Below are 19,370 nucleotides of genomic sequence, written 5' to 3'. Positions count from 1 at the left end.
GCAAAACTGCCTGAAGGTAGGCGAACTTGTTTACGCCGTCTTTTGACCGCTGTATTGGCGATATCTGCCAATCAACTCAATACCGCGCCTTGCTTCAGCCATGCGCACGGAAATTTCTTTCTTGATCCGATCCCGGCTGATTGAGCTGGAGTTCTGGGTTCCGACGCTACCTTTTGCAAGGTCCAGCGCAAAACCGAATGAGCCCACCAGGCCTTGGTCATAAAATTCGTTGACTCCGATTTCACTGAAAGCCGCATTGATGTCGCTTTGGTCCTGTTCAAGCATGTCGATAATCAAACCCAACGCTGTCTCGAGGTCATCAATTTCGATATCCCTTAAACCGGCCAGCGCTGTGGCTGTGTCCTTCCCCGCGTAAGCAATGGCCATCATGTCACTCGCAGCGGGTACCTGCGCAAACTTGCTGAGCGTTTTCTCGGCTACTGTTCCGATCAGCTTATTTGCTCCCTCGGAAGTCCGAGGATCATAAGATCTGGCTATTTTTTTTGCGTATCTCAGAGGGGTTAAAATGCTTGTTGTGGCATTGCTGTGAATGCTCTCGGGGTTCAGTTTTTTGGCATCGGGCAGGACGGGAGTGGAAACAGTTGTAATTTCGCCGAGTTTGTCGATTGCCGCGCCGGAGATTTTTGAGGCGACGATCCCTCCGATAAATGTCCCGACTCCGGGCAATATCAGCGTCCCAAGTGCTTCGCCGCCTTTCCCTGCTGTCGTGGTGGCAACTCCCTTGCCAATGTTGAAGCCGGTGTTTATGGCCATGCGTTTGGAAATGTCCGTAGCGCTGAACAGTCCGTTCAATTGCCGATTGTACGTTTGCAGCTCATTGCCCAGGTTATCCAGGACTTTTGCGTAGGTCGCGATGTCCTGCCTGACGTCAGACGGCAAGTCTTTTTTGTTACCGTCGTTATCGATGAACAGAATCGGGTTGTTACCGACAAAACCATACAGGTTCAACCCATCCACATCCCCCGCCGGATCCGCACTGACCCAGCGCTGCAACCACGGCGCGTAATAACGGGCGCCGTAGTAGTACAAACCGCTGACATCCATTTCCTTGCCGGAATAACGGATAAAGCGGTATTCGATTTCCGATTCCGGCGCCATCCACGCGGTTTCGCCGAACGGGTAATAGCCTTCTGCGCTGGTGACCACAGCGTCTTCATTGAGCTCCATCACGCAAGAGCCTAGGTGGTCTTCGAGGGTGTAGCGCATCTGGTCGTCTATCGGCGCTGAACGTTGCGCCCAATGCAGGCAACGCGCGTTACCGAGGCTGATGATGTGCAGCTCTTCGCCGTTGTCCTTGCTGCGAATTTCCAGCCCCGGCAGGTAACGCACCTGCTGGAAGTGGCGGACCTTGTCGGTGAACCATTCATGACATTTGAGGACCCGCTGGCCCGCGCTGTACTGGTAATACTCGGCATCGTTATCGCTGTCCTGACGGATAACCAGATCCACGCGCTCCAGCTCGTCACGGCTGTTCCAGTGCAATGACGGACCGTGGCGCAGCTTGCGTTGATTGCCGTGCGGGTCGAACCAGATGTCGAAGTCCGGCGGCTCGTCACCTGTTTGCCAACGCACCCCGCGATTGCTTTTGTCGTCGATGCGCATCGTGCGGGTGCGACTGTTGCCGTCGCGCTGATGACGCAACTCGGTCAGATTGCCGCCATCGTCGTAGCTATACGTCTGGGTGTAATTGAGGCGGTTTCGCTCGTCGGGCGGTCGCGGCAGGCCGGGAATGTCCGGGGGCAGGGCGTCGTCATGACCGGTCGCACGGATCAGGCGATACAGGGAGTCGTAGCTGAATTCACGGTGGCCGTCGACCCGTTGATTGGCGAACCAGGTGGGCTCGAAGGCGTGGTCTTCGATGCGGATGATATTGCCGACGCGATCGTAGAAATATTGCAGATCCTGCAATGCGGGTTGGCCGGGCTTATGACTGATCCGCGTGCGCAAGCGTCCGTCGGCTGGATCGTAGGTCCATTCGTTGAGCACACCGTTGCCGTCCTGTTGCTCGATGAGCTGGCCATTGGCGTTGTAGTGCGCATCCTCCAGGACTTGCGTGATGTTCGCCTTCACTTGCAAGTGCATTTGCCTGAGTTGCCCGGCAAGCCCATAGCGCGAGGTTCTGCGATGGCCGCCGGCGTCGGTCTGTTCAAGCACGGCGCCAAGCGGACTGAACACCTGATGGCTGGTGAACGCTTGGTGATCATCAAATGTGCGCTTTTCCACCAGTGCCTGTCCGGTGAGGGCATAGCTGGTGATATCCAGCGAGCCTGACGGATCTGTCTGCTGGATCAACCGGCCGCGCAGGTTGGAGTCTGCTCCGGCAGAGCCCGGAGCGTAAGTGAAGGTATCGAGCTGATTTTCGCCGTTTCCCGACACTTCGAGCTGCACCACGCGCAATTGCCCGTCAAAGGTCGATTGCCAGACATGGCCGCGCGCGTCCCATTGCTGCCGAGGCTCCCCGGCCGGCCCCGGCAGCAGCAAACGCCAGCCGCTATCGACACTGTCGGTGAACACCGCATCGCCATTGATGGAATAAACAGTGGTGGTGTTTGCAATGGGCAGGCGCGGATCCTGTTGCGCGACCGGATGTCCGGCCACATCGTGTTCCTGAAACGTCACAACAGCGGTGACCGCGTCCTCTGCCACGGTACGCAAATAAGCGACCTGACGGACTGGCAGGCCACGTCCGTCGCTGACGGTCAGCAAAGGCGTGCGCCAATGTGTGGAGGCGCTCATGCGCCTGACCCACGCGTAGACACCACCTCTTCAGCGGTGTCGTTGAAGTCTTCGCTGGTGTGATACCAGGGATGATACGTCTCGCGGGAAAAGTCGCCCTTGGCGTTGATCAGCTTGATCGGACGTCCCGTTGCGTCATAGAACAGCTGATCGAAGAGCCCGAGTTGGCGCAGCGATTGATCATTGACGTAGCGGTGCGTGTTAGCGAAAAACGGCCGGTATTGGCGCTGCGCGAGACCTTTGTTGTTGTATTCGACGCGTTCGCTGATACGCCAGCGTGTCTGCGTCGGTTGCTCACCTTCTTCGATCAGCAATTGACCATCCTCACCCACCACATAAGCCAGTCCGGGGTCGACCTTCTGCTGGGTTTGCAGTACCCGACCAAAGCCATCGATGCAGGTTTTGACGATCTGGATCTGTGCCTTGACGGTGTCATAGGGATAGCGGTCGGCACTGAGCACCACGGTGTGTACCGGCTCTCGGTACGCCAGTTCAATTGCCTCGAGCAATTGCTGGTCTTCAGGCGTCAGGACGTGATTTTGCGCAAGCCGGCGTCTTGCGCTGGCGCGGATCTGCCCGCCGGGCAACAGATCGTCCTGCTTGATTGACAGGGTTTGAAGCGTGGAGGCGGGTATCAGGCCCATCCAGCTGAACAGGTTTTTGTGCAGGGTGCTGGCTGCGTTTTTTACAGTGTCCTCCGGATACTGGATGGCCTGTTCCGGACTGGGGGCCGGCAAGGTCCAGTCATCGGTCAGCTTGTCGAATCCGGCAGGTTTGCCATTCTCGGTACCGTGAAAGCTGATGACCAGCGGCTGACCGGAAGGCTCATGGATGACTTCTTCAGTGTTGTCGTTGGCGTCGGTGATTCGCTTGGGTTTCAGGGCGTGGTAATCGAATTCCGCGACCTGCACGGCACAACCGTCGGGCAACTCCATGCGCATGACCGTCAGCCAGTGTTGATCGTATTCGGCTTTGGTCACGCCATGGCTTGGCGTTTCGTTGAAATCGAGCACTTTATAAAACGCTTGCAAGTCGCCGTACCGAGCCAGATTGAACCGCGATGACCAAAGGTTTTGTTCCTCGCTCGGCGGCGTTTCGAACAGCATCGGCATGGGCGAGTAACCAATTGCCTTGAGGGCCTCGCGAATGTTCAGATCCGGCACAATGCTGTAAGCGTCCAGCGCGGTCTTGTCCAGCAGGGCAAGCTCCAGAGAATGCGACAGGGCTTCGAATCCGGCGACGCCGTCTTCCAGTTCAATACCCTCTACGTCCACATAGTGCTGTATGGATTGGGAAGTCAGTACCCGTTCGATGGCCCATTCTTGCGAATCCTGCAGCTTTCTCAACGATTCGAAAGATATCTGTGCCGGGTTCAGCTCGCCGGGTAGCGTACCTTTGGCCAATTTCAGCGCGTCGCCCCGTTCCTGATAGGGCAAGCCCAGTCGCCATTGCTGCGGCTCTGGCAGATTGATCAGACGTGCACGGGTTTCACTGATGTAAAAGTATTGCTGCGCCTCGTCGTGAGCGTCGGACCACCATTGATTCAGATGGTCTTCGGTGAAGGGGGGCGGGCTCTGGGCGGTCAACCTGCGCGCATAGCTCACCGTAAGTGCGTGGGTCGCGGCGCCATAAGCGTTCCAGCGCAGGGTGACATCGTGGCGGCACAGCGGGTCGTTGATAAAACCGTCGTACTGATAGCTGATGGCTTCGACCTGAAGGGGCAGCAGAACGGCTGCGGCATATGGCCCCTGCGGCCGCACCTCGCGAACCAGATAGCGCTTCTCTTCTACCGAGTACAGTGCGGCTGCACCGGGCGCCTGCGCATCGGCGCGGTAGGGAAAAATTTCTGTTCGAGCGACCGAGCCAACCAGTGCCTGCGCAATCCGATAGCGACTGTCGGAGCCCTCCGGGGTGACGGGCTCATCGATTTCACCTTTGGGGTGGTAACGACTGAACAGGGTTTCGCCCAACGGGCAGGCGTCCACATCCGCGCTGAAATAATCGTCGCGGGAGCGATTGATTTCCTGACCGTTGTGAAACCAGGTGCATGTTTGCACCGGCTCGCTGAAGCCAGGCTCTGAAGGATCGGTTCCAACCTCGCAGTCAAGTTGCTGCAAGTAGCCGAACCCGCGAAATTCCCTCTCCCTGCCGTCGTAGAACCCTTCGCGCCAAGTGAACGACTGGGTCAACCGGTTGCCGGTGATCTCGTCGTGCTGCTCCTGTTTTTTCACCACGGCCAGCGGAAATGGCAGGTGACATACCGGTGCACGCTCAAGTGCCAGCAGCCGCTCCTTTTCATCCAGCCATTCCTGAGCCGAGCTGCGATAAGTCACGCTGCTGGAACAGCCCATGTTGTTGTTACTGTTGACCAGCAGGTAGGGCTTGGCTGCAACAAAATCGTAGCGCCAATGCCGAGGCTGGATATGCGGCACCGTCAGAATCAGGCTGGCGCAACCGAGGCCTTGCAGGTCGGCGAAACTGACCTGGCACAAGCGGTCATAACGCACCTCTTCAGGCCACGCCACGCTGACGGGAATCTGCTCCAGGCCGTTGCCGCCCCGGTTCAGGTAAATGTCGAATCCTTCGGATCGCAGATAGATCAGCGCGGGCGCGCCGGAGCCATCGAGGTCGGCCAGGCGCACTCGTGCGGCGTCGAATTCGTCGTAGGTGAAGGGCAGGGCACTGATCTTGCGACCTTGACCGAATTTGCCATGACCAAGATTCGGCCAACAGCGGACTTCGTCATGGCGGATGCGACACAGCTCGGGCATGTCGCTGCCGAGCAGATTGCCCAGAAGCACCAGTTCGGTTCGCGAGTTGCTGAATACCGGCAGACGGTCGTCTTCGTATGCATGGGGGATTTCCTGTGCGGCGGCGAAGCCTTTTTCGCGCAGGCTGGCATAGAGCCTCACACGATCGTGGCTGATGCTGGCCGCTGACATCAGGCCGTCCCCGCTGAAATCCCCCATGGTCAAAGTCAGATCCTGGTGTTCCCGGGGAAACGTGTCGAACGCGCTGAACAATTCGAATTGTCGCTGCGCATTCAGCGCATGGAACCCGCAGTAACCCAACCGGGCGATGATCAGGTCCAGGCGCCCATCGCCGGTCAGATCCAGCAGTTGCGCCACGGCGCGGTTACGATCTGCCACCGGGATCTTGTCCAGCAGAGCCCATGGGCCGTAACCGATCAGTTCGGTACCAGGCGCCGCGCGCAGCGGCTCGCGGTAGTACCAGGCGTTGTCATAGCGGCAGAGAAAACCCGGCACGCCCTCGCCATACAGATCGACACATTGGTAGAACCCGCCGTCTTCGATGCCCGGTTGAGTCTCGTTTTCCAACAGGCGTGCAGCTGTCTTGTTGATCTCGAAGGGCGAGTATTCGAACTCTAGCGGCGGTGAATGCTCGACATTGCCCTGCGCATCGAAGGCCTGATAGTGCGCCGCGCTGATCTGGCTGTAGGCCCACGGCGCAGAGTTCTGGATAGGTCGATATTCCAGCAGCAGGCGACGTACAAGCTTCGCCTCTGTCGCCAGCCCTTCGGGGAAGTGATGAAACATCAACACTTGCTGGCACAGCCTGCGGGTGCTCAGTTCAAAACCCTGGCCATAGGTGGAAAACGGATCCGGTCGCAGCCGCCAGCGGTTCACTTCTTCGTAGCTCGGGGTCTCCGTCAGCGAACTGCTGCGTTCGCCATAATCGAACACCAGTTGAAAATGCCAAGGCAAATCCGTCGCCCGGTCGGTGTCCCAGCTATAGAGACGATCGCTCGCCGTGGCATTGCCATAACACACCCGGCGCAGATAACGCTGGGCGCGGTAGTCGTGAATCGGATCGTGCTCGTCAGGCTGATCGTCGGGCTTGTACTCGTAGCAGATGTGTTCGCCATGGGCGTTCATGCTTTCACACAGCAGCCAGCTACTGATGCGCGATTCGTCGTCGGGGTCGGCACGGCGTGAGGCGCTGGTTTTGCCGTAGACATGCAACGTGCCGTCGGCACCATGTACCAACCAGAACGGGGCACCACCGTTAGCCGGATGCCAGCATTCGCGCAGGGAAAAATCACTTTCGATCCGCGTCCGGTAAGACACGACGTTGTGTTCGGGAATGGGGCGGTCTCTGTAGCTGTGTTCCGTGCGCGACTTCAAGTCTCCGGCATCATCGAACTCCGGCATCCACACCTCGCCGTCATGCCCGATGATTTCATCGTGCTCGGTATACCGTGGAACACCTTTGTTGGTGCGGCGACTGATCTGGCTCAGGCCCAGGTGGCAACCAAGGCCAAACGGACCGTTACCGCTCTGGCTGTTGATTGCCAAGGGTATTTGCGGACCGTAGCCACGACCGCTCGATAGCGGGATCAGCAATTCGCATCCAGCCGAGGCGGTCGGCCCGACGGCGCTCCAGCTCTTGCCGATGGTGGCGATCGATGAGCTTTTGGCGATGGAAGGAGCTGTGATGCTGAGGTCTTGATCGGCCATGGTCGAGTCCATTCGCGCTACATAGGGCGTATGGATAGACGCTAACAGGAGTGGGCCGGAGATGGACCTGTCAGATCTGACAGGTGCGCAAGATCATTTTCTGTGCATGGGAAATTCTGTTATCGCGATTGGTTTGAACAAGCAAAAACGGCCGGGGCATCTTTGCGGATGCACCGGCCGTTTTGATGACGCCAGAGGCTTACTGCACTTCTACCGCCAGGCTTTCGCTGATCTTCTGTTGCCAGATCGCCGGGCCAGTGATGTGTACCGACTCACCTTTGCTGTCCACCGCTACGGTGACCGGCATGTCCTTGACCTCGAACTCGTAGATCGCTTCCATGCCCAGCTCGGCAAATGCCAGCACCTTGGACTTCTTGATCGCTTGCGCAACCAGGTACGCAGCGCCGCCGACTGCCATCAGGTACACAGCCTTGTTGTCCTTGATCGCGTCGATCGCGGTCGGGCCGCGCTCGGACTTGCCGATCATGCCCAGCAGGCCGGTCTGCTCGAGGATCTGGCGGGTGAACTTGTCCATCCGCGTTGCGGTGGTAGGACCCGCCGGGCCAACCACTTCGTCACCGACCGGATCAACCGGGCCGACGTAATAGATGAAACGACCTTTCAGATCCACCGGCAGGGTTTCACCCTTGTTCAGCATCTCGACCATGCGCTTGTGCGCGGCGTCGCGACCGGTGAGCATCTTGCCGTTGAGCAGCACGGTTTCGCCCGGCTTCCAGCTCTGCACGTCTTCCGGGGTCAGGGTGTCGAGGTTGACACGACGCGCCGACGGGCCGGCTTCCCAGACGATTTCCGGGTAGGCGTCCAGCGGTGGCGCTTCCAGCGAGGCCGGGCCGGAACCGTCGAGCACGAAGTGTGCGTGACGGGTGGCGGCGCAGTTGGGGATCATGCACACCGGCAAGGATGCGGCGTGGGTCGGGTAGTCCATGATCTTCACGTCGAGCACGGTGGTCAGGCCGCCGAGGCCCTGGGCGCCGATACCCAACTGGTTGACCTTCTCGAACAGCTCCAGACGCATTTCTTCGATGCGGTTCTGCGGGCCACGGGCCTTGAGCTCGTGAATGTCGATGGATTCCATCAACACTTCCTTGGCCATCACCGCGGCTTTCTCGGCGGTGCCGCCGATGCCGATGCCGAGCATGCCCGGCGGACACCAGCCGGCGCCCATGGTCGGCACGGTTTTCAAGACCCAGTCGACGATCGAGTCGGACGGGTTGAGCATGGCCATTTTCGACTTGTTCTCGGAACCGCCGCCCTTGGCCGCCACGTCCACTTCCACGGTGTTACCCGGGACGATGGAGTAGTGAATTACCGCCGGGGTGTTGTCCTTGGTGTTCTTGCGAGCGCCTGCCGGGTCGGCAAGGATCGAGGCACGCAGGACGTTTTCCGGCAGGTTGTAGGCGCGACGCACGCCTTCGTTGATCATGTCGTCCAGGCCCATGGTGGCGCCATCCCAGCGCACGTCCATGCCGACACGGACGAACACGGTGACGATACCGGTGTCCTGGCAGATCGGGCGATGGCCGGTGGCGCACATGCGCGAGTTGATCAGGATCTGCGCCATCGAATCACGGGCCGCTGGCGACTCTTCGCGCAGGTAGGCTTCGTGCATCGCCTGGATGAAATCCACGGGGTGGTAATAGGAAATGAACTGCAGGGCGTCGGCAACGCTCTGAATCAGGTCATCTTGCTTGATCACGGTCATGAGTCGCGCTCCTCTGAAACACGGGAACATTCTATGGGGCAGCTTGAGGCTTTCGGCTCACAGCTGATCCTCTGGCACGCCGGGGCTGCTGGCGCGACGCTAAAAAGGCGCGGCAGTATACCGCGCCTCGGTGGGGCGTACACGCGCCGGCAGTCATTCGTTGGTCGCATGGGTGGGCGAATATCGGACAGCGGGTTTGCACTTCAGGATCGCCCCCCTCACCCCAGCCCTCTCCCCCAGATGGGGCGAGGGGGGAAAGGGAGCCGATCTTCATCTTGTTCAAAAACTAAGTCCGGCTCAGGAAAATGAAGCTGTTTTGTGCCGTTTCCAGACTCGAGTTCGGCGCGATGTTTGAAGTCGGTGTAACTCGGATAAACAACCCGGTCAGTCCCCTCTCCCCTCTGGGAGAGGGCTAGGGTGAGGGGCTTTTGGCGGTGTCAGTGGGCCACACTTTTGACGTCAATTTTCGAGCCCGAAAATCGGTGGTCATTTAGCGACCGGCCCTCTAAAGTGGCATCCGGTCTGTAGAGTAGGACACTCGGTCAGCCTCCTATCGCACGGTGAGTCAACGATTGACCCATAACGCCATTCAACGCCTTTTGCTCAAACGCTTCGCCCTCGCTGCGGCCACCTACGGATTGGCTCTGCTGCTGCTGTGGCTGGCGTTTTTCACCGGGCATTACCAGCAATCGCTCAGTGGCGTGGCCATCGGCAGCGCGCTGGTGGTGATCAGTCAGGCGAGCCTTTTCGCGATGTTCTGGACCGGGCGCAACCAGCGCTTCGCCGACCCGAGCCTGACCGAAGCGCAAGTGCTGATGGGTCTGGGCTGGCAGACGTGGCTGATCGCCCATGTCGACGAGGCGCGCGGTGCGTTTCTGGTGTTCTATGTGCTGATTCTGCTGTTCGGCCTGTTCCATCTCACCCGACGGGTGTTCATCCGCTGTGCGCTGTTGGTGTTCTTCAGTTTTTCCGCGATTACCCTGTGGGACGCCTACCACTTCCGCTTGGCCGAGCCTGCGCTCGCAGCTTTGCAGGTGTGCATTCTGGCGATGGTCTTGGCGTGGCTGGTGCTTTACGCACGTTTTGTCCAGGTTTCCCGACAACGTCAGCGCCAGCGTCGGTTTGCCTTGCAGGCGCATCAGGACACCCTGCGCGGGATGATGCGCCAGCTTGAAGATCTGGTCGCCACCGACGAACTGACCGGGCTGTTCAATCGCCGGCATTTCCTGCGCATCGCTTCCCGCGAGCTGAACGCGCTGGACAGCGACGTGATGCACGGGCTGGCGCTGATCGATCTGGACCACTTCAAGCGCATCAACGACCTGCACGGCCACGCCGCCGGCGATCAGGTATTGCAGGCGTTTGCCGGGGTGGCGCAAGCCTGTCTGCGCGACGGTGACGTGCTGGCGCGTTATGGTGGCGAGGAATTCGTCGTGCTGGTGCCCGACTGCGATGCCGAACGCCTGACCGCGTGTTGCGAGCGTTTGCGCATCGCCTTCAGTGAGGTGGAATTGATGGGCCTGCAAGTGCGCAACCTGAGCCTGTCGGCGGGCATGACCCTGCTGTCCGTTGGCGATGATCTGGATGAGGCGTTGCAGCGTGCCGATCAGGCGCTGTATCGGGCCAAGCGTGACGGGCGCAATCGTTGTGCCGCCGCGTGGGAGAACATTGATGCCTGAATTGCGCGTCGGTGATCGGCAGTGGACGGTTGAGGCGGGCAGCAACCTGCTCGAGAGTCTCAATCAGAACGGCGTCGCCGTGCCCTACAGCTGCCGCGCCGGCAGTTGCCATGCCTGTCTGGTGCAATGCATCCAGGGCCTGCCCGCCGACAATCGTCCGGATGCCTTGAGTGCCGAGCAACGTCAGGACGGTTGGCGCCTGGCTTGTCAGTGTCAGGTGGTCGAAGACTTGCAGGTACACACCTTCGACCCGATCAGCGACGGCCGCCCGGCCGTGGTCGAAGCGCTGGATTGGCTCAGCGACAGCGTTCTGCGCCTGCGCTTGACCCCGCAGCGGCCATTGCGCTACAGCGCCGGCCAGCATCTGGTGTTGTGGATCGGCCACATCGCCCGCCCTTACTCGCTGGCGAGCCTGCCGCAAGAAGACCGCTTCCTCGAGTTTCACCTCGATTGCCGCCAGCCCGGCGAATTCATCGATGCCGCACGCCAGCTGCAGATCGGCGACTCGATCCGCCTCGGCGAACTGCGCGGCGGTGCCTTGCATTACGATCCGGACTGGCACGCCCGGCCGCTTTGGCTGCTGGCTGCCGGTACTGGTTTGGGTCCGTTGTTCGGGGTGCTGCGTGAGGCCTTGCGTGAGGATCACCAAGGCGCCATCCGCGTCATTCACCTGGCCCATGACGAACGCGAACACTATCTGGCCAAACCCCTTGCCGCACTGGCCGCGCAGCGCGAAAACCTCAGTGTCGAGCTGTGGGCAGCGGCCGACTCGGCCGCCGCTTTGGCGCAACTGCGCCTTGTTTCCCGGCAGACCCTGGCCTTAGTCTGCGGCTCGACGACCAGTGTCGACGCATTCGCCAAGCGTCTGTACCTGGCCGGATTGCCGCGCAATCAACTGCTGGCCGACGTGTTTGTGAGCCGTGGTTGAGCGCTGATTTTCAGACGCGAGACACGCCATGACCGAAGCCATCCTGCTGGAACGCGAACGCGGTTTGCTGACCCTGCGCCTCAACCGCCCGGACAAGAAAAACGCCCTGACGCGCGCCATGTACAGCCGCCTCGCCGAAGCACTGAAACAGGCCGACAGCGACCCCGAAATCAATGCCGTACTGATCAGCGGCAGCGCCGAGTGCTTCACCGCCGGCAATGACATCGCCGACTTCATCGAACAACCGCCGAGCGACCTCGACAGCCCGGTGTTTCACTTCATGCTCAATCTGCTCGAATGCCGCAAACCGGTGATCGCCGCCGTGGCCGGTGCTGCGGTGGGTATCGGCACGACCCTGCTGCTGCATTGCGATCTGGTCTATGTCAGCCGCGACGCCCGGCTGCGCATGCCGTTCGTCAACCTCGGATTGTGCCCGGAATTCGGCTCCAGCCTGATCCTGCCGCGTTTGCTCGGGCAAGCGAAAGCGGCTGAGTTGTTATTGCTCGGCGAAGGCTTTAGCGGCGCACAGGCTGCGCAATGGGGAATTGCCACAGACGCGCTGGACAGTGGCGCGGCTGCGTTGAGCAAGGCCCGGGAAATGGCGCTGCGTTTTGATGAGCTGCCGGCCGAAGCGGTGCACATCAGCAAGCAACTGATGCGAGCGCCCGATCGCGAGCTGCTGCGCAAAGTGATCGAGGAGGAGGGCGCATTGTTTACCCAGCGGCTGCGTTCGCCAGAGGCGGTGGCGGCGTTGAGCGGGTTCTTTCGCTGAGTGTCAAGACGCCTTCGCGAGCAGGCTCGCTCCCACAGGAGATTGCATTTCAAGTGTGGGAGCGAGCCTGCTCGCAAAAGGGCCTTACCAGACAAAATATCTGTTGAATCATAAGCAAAAAAGCCCCGCCATTCACATGGCGGGGCTTTTGCGTTTCAGCTGCCGGTCACTCAGACCTGCGGATCACCGACATGCAGGATCTTCATGCCATTGGTGCCGCCAGTGGTGTGGTAGCTGTCGCCCTTGGTCAGGATGACCCAGTCGCCTTTTTCCACGACGCCGCGCTTGGTCAGTTCGTCGATGGCTTTCTGGCTGACTTCGTGCGGTTCCAGCGAGGCCGGGTCGAACGGGATGGTGTAGACGCCACGGAACATTGCTGCGCGGGCCTGGGCTTCGCGGTGCGGGGTGAACGCGTAGATCGGCACCGAGGAGCGGATCCGCGACATGATCAGCGGGGTGAAGCCGCTTTCAGTCAACGCGATGATCGCTTTGACGCCCGGGAAGTGGTTGGCGGTGTACATGGTCGCCAGCGCGATGCTCTCGTCGCAGCGGCTGAATTCCTTGCCGATGCGGTGGCTGGAGGTCTTGCCGGTCGGGTGTTTCTCGGCGCCGACGCAGATGCGCGCCATCGCCTGCACGGCTTCCAGCGGGTAGAGACCAGCGGCGGATTCGGCCGAGAGCATCACGGCGTCGGTGTAGTCGAGCACGGCGTTGGCCACGTCGGATACTTCGGCGCGGGTCGGCATCGGGTTCTGGATCATCGACTCCATCATCTGCGTCGCGACGATCACGGCCTTGTTGTGGCGACGTGCGTGCAGAATGATTTTCTTCTGAATGCCCACCAGTTCGGCATCGCCGATTTCCACACCGAGGTCGCCACGGGCAACCATCACCGCGTCGGAGGCCTTGATCAGGCCGTCGAGGGTTTCGTCGTCGGCCACGGCTTCGGCGCGTTCGATCTTCGCCACCAGCCAGGCAGTGCCGCCGGCCTCATCACGCAGTTGACGGGCGTATTCCATGTCGGCGGCGTCGCGCGGGAAGGATACGGCGAGGTAGTCGACTTCCATTTCGGCGGCGAGCTTGATGTCGGCCTTGTCTTTTTCAGTCAGGGCCGGCGCGGTCAGACCGCCACCGCGACGGTTGATGCCTTTGTGGTCGGACAGCGGGCCGCCGATGGTCACCACGCAATGCAGTTCAGTGGCGGTGGCGGTTTCAACGCGCATCACCACACGGCCGTCGTCGAGCAGCAGCTCGTCGCCCACGCCGCAGTCCTTGACCAGATCCGGGTAGTCGATGCCGACCACCTGCTGGTTGCCTTCGGTCAACGGATGGCTGGTGGAGAAGGTGAACTTGTCACCGATCTTCAGCTCGATCTTCTTGTTGGCGAATTTGGCGATACGGATTTTCGGGCCTTGCAGGTCACCGAGCAGGGCGACAAAGCGGCCGTGCTTGGCAGCGAGGTCACGCACCAGCTTCGCGCGAGCCTTGTGCTCGTCGGGGGTGCCGTGGGAGAAGTTCAGACGGGCGACGTCCAGACCAGCCAGAATCAGCTGTTCGAGAACTTCCGGCGAGTTACTGGCCGGGCCAAGGGTAGCGACGATTTTGGTACGACGGACGGACATGCAAAGACTCCTGAGTTCAAGCGCAGGCAGAGGCTACTATGCTCGAAGGGTGTAGTCATTGTTCGAATGCACTACTTATCGTTTTCTTTATTGAACGCGGCAACTTTGCGACCAGCGCGTCTGAAGTTTTCTGACCTGGGGTCGATACAGAGCACAAGACAGGAGAACCCCCATGCGATTGTTGCCCATTGCCGCCCTTGCCCTCAGCGCCCTCGCCGCGACGGGCTGCACCCGTTGGTCGATGAACCACCATTTGAACAACGCCTACAGCGCCTATGAACGCGGCAACTGCGAGCAGGTCATGCTCGAACTGTCCAAGGTCGAACGCGCCAGCCGCGCCCGCCCGTACGTGTGGCCGGAAGTGTCGATGATGCGCGGTCAGTGCCTGGAACGGCAGAAGCTCTACATCGACGCGGTGCAGACCTACCAGTTCATTATCGCTTCGTACCCCAACAGCGAATACGCCTACCGCGCCCGCGCGCGTCTGGAAACTTTGCAGAGCCTGGGCCATTACCCGACACGCAGCGCCGCTGCGGTGGTTCGGCCGACGCGCTTCTGACGCGGTTTTCGTACAAAATCTGGCCGTCTGTACAAGCTCCGCTATAGTCAAGGAAACCGTTTCGAGCCGTGTCTCGATAACGGCGCAACACCTGCGACTGGCAGTTACAAGGTGACGGCGATTGTTGCGACCGTCACACCGGAAGCGGGGAGAGCGGGCCTGTCGCACAGGTTCGTTCCGAAGCACAGGTGCGGCTCCGTGACGGAGCCCTGCATGGCGAACAGCACATCATGTTTACCGACCGCCGGATCGAACGGCATCAATTGCCGTATTACCTCAGAGTGTTCAACAGCGTCACCGACAAACCCGTCGGCTTTCTCGGCAATGTGTCTGCGGACGGGCTGATGCTGATCAGCCAGTTGCCGATGATGATCGGGGTGGATTTTCAGTTACGCCTCAAGGTCCCCGCCCGCGATGGCAGCCAGCAAGTCATCGATTTCAGCGCCTGTTGCGTGTGGTGCCATGAAGACGCCACGCCGCTGCATTACGACGCCGGTTTCATCCTGCGCCGCGCTCCGCCGGAGTTTGGCCAACTGGTGCTGGCGCTGAAGCAGTATTTCAGTTTTCAGCCGCTGCCCGCTTCTGCCTGAACAGCAAAAGATCGCAGCCTTCGGCAGCTCCTACAGGGGGAACGCATTCCAGATGTAGGAGCTGCCGAAGGCTGCGATCTTTTGATTTTTACGTCACGCCACCGCGATCGCCCGCTCCTGATCCAGCGCCTTTTCCGCCAGCAATAAGCCCATCTCGCTCAACTGATAGATCGCCATCGCCAGATGTCGCGGCTTGTCCTCGAGGCTGTCCGCCAGGTCGAGCAGCAGAATGCTGACCGAAGAAAAGGTTTCGTAGGTTTGAATGGCCATCGCTTCGGGGTTGATGTCGGGCGCGACCATGAACATCTGCATGCCGCGATCGACGGAATTGCACGACGGCGCAGCGGCGGGTTTTTTCAGGTAGTGATCGAGGGCTTTTTCAGTGGCCTCGTGGAGTCTGGTGGAATCGGGGGAAGCGTAGGGGGAGGTCGAGTCTTCGGTTTCGGGGGGATTGGGTGTTGGTTTGATCATGGTGATAACCCTTGGTTGGGGCCTTCACCCCTCGCGACTAAACGAAAGGGTGGCGGCTGGACGCAGGTTAGTCGACCGGGGGTATCACCAAAAACCGGCGCGCCGAAGCGCCCTGCGTACAGCCACCATCGAGTGCGGGGATAGGGATTACCCGACTTGATGACGCTTATACACCTTGATGACAAACCCCCGGGCGACTAAACCCGACCACTGATTGGCAGCGGCACGGATCACGTTACGGGGCAGCTTCAAAGCGCACAAGCCGGCGGATTCTGAGTGATGTGTAGGCAACGGCGCAAGCCGATGTAGCCGCGTGTTAATGGCTGAAGGACGTCTGCATGTTGCAGCGTGGGAATAGTTACCGCTGGTCGGGACTGTCAGGTTTTACAGGTGTCATTTCGTGCTTACGGTTCTTCAATGAGGCACCCAGGTACCGACGGTATAAGGAAGCTCGATCATGTCCGACCATGAGAACCCAGGCTCCAATCCTCCAGAAGATGGCCCGTTTCCTGAGGACCATCGCCCTTCCCAAAAATCCGATGATCCGATTTCCGAAGAGCCGGGAATCCTGGTCGCGGATTTGGAGTATGAGGCCGGCTCCGAGTCACTGTTAGTAGATACCACGATGGACTTCAAGTTTCGTATACCGGTAAACGATGGCCGTTATCACAACGTTCATCTGGATTTTCACGGAGCCGATAATTACTACCGACGTATCACTGAAAGTGCATGGTTGGGGGGCGTCTGGCACAGTATTCGAGTCGAAGACCTTCCCGAGAGTGACCTGCAAGTCAGAGTTGATGGAAGATGGGATTACATTGATCAATGGTCAAGGTGGACACCGCGGACTTTGCTGGTCAGAAAGGCTGCTCGCATTGCCAGCAATCGTACTGTGACTACAACGGTTCCAGGCCTCGCCGGTAAAGGCAGCAAAATCACGCTTGTGCGTCCCAATTCAGGCACTGTACTGAGCACAACGGCCATTACCAATGGCTACGGAAATTGGACTGTCACGCTCCTTGATAATGTCCCTCAGGGTTTACAGGATTTCATTATCCGTGAGGAGTATGGAAATACGCAGGGGCGCTACGCGGGGAAAGCGTCACTGACCGTACTCAAGCCTGTAACGCTCAGTCCGTTGCCGCAGGTTATAAGTACACAAACGCCGCAATTTGCGGGTACAGGCGGTCTGCACCAAGAGTTGACAAGAGTGGATGTTTACATCAAAGACACATCGATCAAAGTATTGGCCTACGCAAAGATCGAAATTGATGGGTCATGGGTGGTACCAGCACTTATAAGTTTGCGTTCGGCAAAAATTATTCTCTAGTCGCCAGTCAAAGATACGATGGCGCAACATCTGTGCCGTCAGTCCAACGAAATTTTTATGTCATTGACCCCCCCCGAATAACGTCTCCTGGATTGACGCAGACGGTGGACATGACATCGACGTTCACAGGCACTGTCGTCGCCGGGATCTCCAGTGCTGTTGCTGTGCGTTCGGAAAACACCCAAGCTCAAATCAGCACCCCAACCGATGCCGCCACAGGCGCATGGTCTGCATCTTTCACGCTGACACCTGGTCCGCATTCAATTGTCGGCACGCATACCTATTTGGGAACGACATCACTGACCAGCCAACCCTTCGGCATACGAGTACGCACGGGCAAGCCGACGGTCACATATACGCAAGCCAATGAAACGATCACATTTTCCGGCACCGGACATTTCGACGAGAAGCTCAGAACCGAAATCGAGTTCACTATCCTCGAAAGTCCAGCCGACCCAATGCCGGTCGCGCCTCCAAATGCACAAGTACAGCGCAACGGCACTTGGAGCACCACCGTAACGGGCTGGAAATTAGGCACCTATAAAATCAACGCCGTCCAGAAGATCAGAGACAACGCCAGCGGCTGGATCGACTCGCTGCCGCTGACCTTCGAAGTAAAGAATGTCCTCCCCGATGTCAGTGATGTGCAATTCACCAACGACTACCAACCGACCTTCAGCGGCAAAGGCTTCAACGGCGCCACGGTGAATCCACGCAGGCCCAATAGCGGAGATCTCGAAGCGCCAGCAGTGGAGGTTGCTGGCGGGCGGTGGTCTACCAAGGCTTCAACGGTCTGGGGACCCTCGTTTGAGCGTCAGGTCCACATCAAGCAATATCTCGACGGGCACCAGTCGCCAAACTGGTTTGTCCTCAAAGTCACCATCCCGCCGCAGGCCCCTGGCTTGAACGAGCCTGAAGATGACGGACTTTCGCCCAGGTTCGGCGGCACGTGCTGGCCGGGTGCAACCGTGAACATTGAGTACAGCGACGAAACCGGCATTGTGCACAAGGGCATCGTCAGTGCTGGCACGTGGCAGTTCAGGCGCGACAAAGAATTTGCCCTGGATATCACACATACCGTCACGGTGACCCAGGTCGCCGCGCAGCAAACTTCGCAGCCGACGTCCACGACATTCATTGTCAGGAGAGCGATGGTTACGCCAGTGATTACCCAGCCGCCGGACGGCTCGGAAGTCGGTCGTGCTGTAACGGTCGAGGGCACGATGGGTATGGTGGGCGCCACTTTGCAACTGCGCGACAAGCAGTTTGATCGTCCCTTGGGCGATCCGAAAATATTGAGCCAGGATGGCGACTGGTCGATTGACCTGAGCCTCGAGCAATTCAGGCTCTACACGTTTGACGCCCAGCAGACACTGGACGGTCGACCGTCGCTACACAGTGACGAGCATGAATTGACGGTGGTGCTGCTACCGCCAGAATTTCTCCAGCCGATACAACACGGCAAGTTGCCACGAACCGCGTTGCTCAAGGGTACGGGCATGAGGGGCGGGGTTGTCGAAGTCTGTCTGCAAGGGCTTGCCGAACCTCTGCTCAGTGATGTCATTGTGGATTGGGCGGGCAATTGGCAAGCCGAAGTGACGTTGCCGGTGGGCAGCAAAACGATCTGGGCCCGGCAAAGTTTCATGGATGAAAGCGGCAAACTACAAGAGTCGAAAGACAGCGAGCCGCTGCACTTTGACATTGTGCCAGCGGCACCCTTCATTGAAACCCCGATCGAGGGCGATGCCATCGGGCAGCAGGTGGTGGTGTGCGGTTTTGGCGTGCCGGGCGATACGGTTACGGTGACGCTGGTCGGTGCCGCGCGTTCCGAGCCGGCAAGCGCCGTCGTGCAGGAAAATCGCACCTGGTCAGTGATGCTCGATGCAAGTCTGCTCGGCGGGGGGCTTTACCGGCTCGAGGCAGTCGCATCTCTGGACGGGTTCGAATCATTTGAAACCCTGCGCTCGGTCATTCTGGGTACTTTCCGACCTGTGCTCGACGGGCCTGCAGCCGGACGCTGGGTCAGTCATCCAGTGCAGTTCAGCGGCAAGGGCCGTCCGGGCGTGGGCGCCATCGTGAGTTGGTACAACCCGGATATTCAGTGGCTGGCTCAGGTACCCGTGGTCGATGAGCACTGGCGCGGGGCGGCGACAAGGGCACTGCCTCTGGCGGGCAACTGGTACCGATTCCGGCAGACGCTGACTGACGCGGCGGATGACGCAACGATGTCCGATTGGGCCGACAGTGCGCGTTTTGAAGTCGAAGCCGCGCGCCTGATCAGCCATGCCGGGCGGCGTTACTCAGGTGTACAAGCTGGTGGACTCTGAGTGATGTGTGGCAACGACGCAAGCTGATGCAGTCGCGTTTAATGGCTGAAGGACGCAAGGATACTAAGGCGTGGAATAGTTACCGCTGGTCGGGACTGTCAGGTTTTACAGGTGTAGCGATGTGAGGCACCGGT

At 59.4% G+C, this 19,370-nt stretch carries 12 protein-coding genes; 7 read left to right on the top strand and 5 right to left on the bottom strand.

The features are described 5' to 3' along the window. Positions 1 to 30: 30 nt before the first annotated feature. From AB4N41_RS02745 to AB4N41_RS02735, 3 genes are all read right to left on the bottom strand, one after another. Positions 31 to 2,727: an RHS repeat domain-containing protein gene (locus AB4N41_RS02745; protein WP_252876810.1), complete on the bottom strand. Its 2,697-nt coding sequence runs from the start codon at positions 2,725 to 2,727 to the stop codon at positions 31 to 33. A 26-nt stretch (positions 2,728 to 2,753) separates the two neighbouring features. Further along, the gene (locus AB4N41_RS02740) at positions 2,754 to 7,235 is read right to left on the bottom strand and encodes a SpvB/TcaC N-terminal domain-containing protein (protein WP_252876809.1); all 4,482 of its coding nucleotides are present in this window, start codon (positions 7,233 to 7,235) and stop codon (positions 2,754 to 2,756) included. Positions 7,236 to 7,434: 199 nt separating this feature from the next. Continuing rightward, a complete protein-coding gene (locus tag AB4N41_RS02735) occupies positions 7,435 to 8,958 on the bottom strand; it encodes a fumarate hydratase (RefSeq protein ID WP_016773454.1) in 1,524 nt (507 codons plus the stop codon). Positions 8,959 to 9,530: 572 nt separating this feature from the next. Here AB4N41_RS02735 and AB4N41_RS02730 point away from each other — a divergent pair. The 3 genes from AB4N41_RS02730 to AB4N41_RS02720 are packed head-to-tail and all read left to right on the top strand — an operon-like array spanning position 9,531 to position 12,337. After that, positions 9,531 to 10,637 carry a GGDEF domain-containing protein gene (locus tag AB4N41_RS02730; RefSeq protein WP_252876808.1) on the top strand — a complete coding sequence of 369 codons (1,107 nt, stop codon included), beginning with the start codon at positions 9,531 to 9,533 and terminating at the stop codon, positions 10,635 to 10,637. Beyond that, the gene (locus AB4N41_RS02725) at positions 10,630 to 11,565 is read left to right on the top strand and encodes an iron-sulfur-binding ferredoxin reductase (protein ID WP_252876807.1); all 936 of its coding nucleotides are present in this window, start codon (positions 10,630 to 10,632) and stop codon (positions 11,563 to 11,565) included. Before AB4N41_RS02730 ends, AB4N41_RS02725 begins: the two co-directional genes overlap by 8 nt. Before the next feature lie 28 nt (positions 11,566 to 11,593). After that, positions 11,594 to 12,337: an enoyl-CoA hydratase-related protein gene (locus tag AB4N41_RS02720; RefSeq protein WP_056787833.1), complete on the top strand. Its 744-nt coding sequence runs from the start codon at positions 11,594 to 11,596 to the stop codon at positions 12,335 to 12,337. Positions 12,338 to 12,507: 170 nt separating this feature from the next. Here the strand turns inward: AB4N41_RS02720 and pyk are convergent, their stop codons facing one another. After that, on the bottom strand, positions 12,508 to 13,959 hold the full coding sequence (pyk, locus tag AB4N41_RS02715; RefSeq protein ID WP_024014116.1) for a pyruvate kinase: 1,452 nt from the start codon (positions 13,957 to 13,959) through the stop codon (positions 12,508 to 12,510). Between the two features lie 172 nt (positions 13,960 to 14,131). Here pyk and AB4N41_RS02710 point away from each other — a divergent pair, with 172 nt between their 5' ends. Both AB4N41_RS02710 and AB4N41_RS02705 read left to right on the top strand, forming a co-directional pair. Next, complete coding sequence (locus AB4N41_RS02710; protein ID WP_095181453.1) at positions 14,132 to 14,518, top strand: tetratricopeptide repeat protein; 387 nt, start codon at positions 14,132 to 14,134, stop codon at positions 14,516 to 14,518. Between the two features lie 230 nt (positions 14,519 to 14,748). Beyond that, positions 14,749 to 15,108, top strand: coding sequence for a PilZ domain-containing protein (locus AB4N41_RS02705; RefSeq protein WP_236168306.1), 360 nt, complete (start codon positions 14,749 to 14,751; stop codon positions 15,106 to 15,108). Positions 15,109 to 15,201: 93 nt separating this feature from the next. On the opposite strand, the gene AB4N41_RS02700 is transcribed toward AB4N41_RS02705, so the two are convergent. Beyond that, positions 15,202 to 15,579: a DUF6124 family protein gene (locus AB4N41_RS02700; RefSeq protein ID WP_252876806.1), complete on the bottom strand. Its 378-nt coding sequence runs from the start codon at positions 15,577 to 15,579 to the stop codon at positions 15,202 to 15,204. A gap of 457 nt (positions 15,580 to 16,036) precedes the next feature. Between AB4N41_RS02700 and AB4N41_RS02695 the strand changes: the two genes are divergently transcribed. Together AB4N41_RS02695 and AB4N41_RS02690 are read left to right on the top strand one after the other, a co-directional pair. Then, complete coding sequence (locus AB4N41_RS02695) at positions 16,037 to 16,909, top strand: hypothetical protein (protein ID WP_252876805.1); 873 nt, start codon at positions 16,037 to 16,039, stop codon at positions 16,907 to 16,909. Positions 16,910 to 17,019: 110 nt separating this feature from the next. After that, positions 17,020 to 19,236, top strand: coding sequence for a hypothetical protein (locus AB4N41_RS02690; protein ID WP_252876804.1), 2,217 nt, complete (start codon positions 17,020 to 17,022; stop codon positions 19,234 to 19,236). Positions 19,237 to 19,370: the final 134 nt, after the last annotated feature.

This window comes from Pseudomonas sp. S2_A10, from assembly GCF_054668465.1.
The sequence above is the reverse complement of the archived record's forward strand: the minus strand, read 5'-3'. Positions and strand labels throughout refer to the sequence as shown.

Coding starts and splice junctions, on each gene's coding strand:
- AB4N41_RS02740 (WP_252876809.1), bottom strand. CDS start 7,235: ATGGCCGATCAAGACCTCAGCATCACAGCTCCTTCCATCGCCAAAAGC.
- AB4N41_RS02735 (WP_016773454.1), bottom strand. CDS start 8,958: ATGACCGTGATCAAGCAAGATGACCTGATTCAGAGCGTTGCCGACGCC.
- AB4N41_RS02725 (WP_252876807.1), top strand. CDS start 10,630: ATGCCTGAATTGCGCGTCGGTGATCGGCAGTGGACGGTTGAGGCGGGC.
- AB4N41_RS02720 (WP_056787833.1), top strand. CDS start 11,594: ATGACCGAAGCCATCCTGCTGGAACGCGAACGCGGTTTGCTGACCCTG.
- pyk (WP_024014116.1), bottom strand. CDS start 13,959: ATGTCCGTCCGTCGTACCAAAATCGTCGCTACCCTTGGCCCGGCCAGT.
- AB4N41_RS02710 (WP_095181453.1), top strand. CDS start 14,132: ATGCGATTGTTGCCCATTGCCGCCCTTGCCCTCAGCGCCCTCGCCGCG.
- AB4N41_RS02705 (WP_236168306.1), top strand. CDS start 14,749: ATGTTTACCGACCGCCGGATCGAACGGCATCAATTGCCGTATTACCTC.
- AB4N41_RS02700 (WP_252876806.1), bottom strand. CDS start 15,579: ATGATCAAACCAACACCCAATCCCCCCGAAACCGAAGACTCGACCTCC.
- AB4N41_RS02695 (WP_252876805.1), top strand. CDS start 16,037: ATGTCCGACCATGAGAACCCAGGCTCCAATCCTCCAGAAGATGGCCCG.
- AB4N41_RS02690 (WP_252876804.1), top strand. CDS start 17,020: ATGACATCGACGTTCACAGGCACTGTCGTCGCCGGGATCTCCAGTGCT.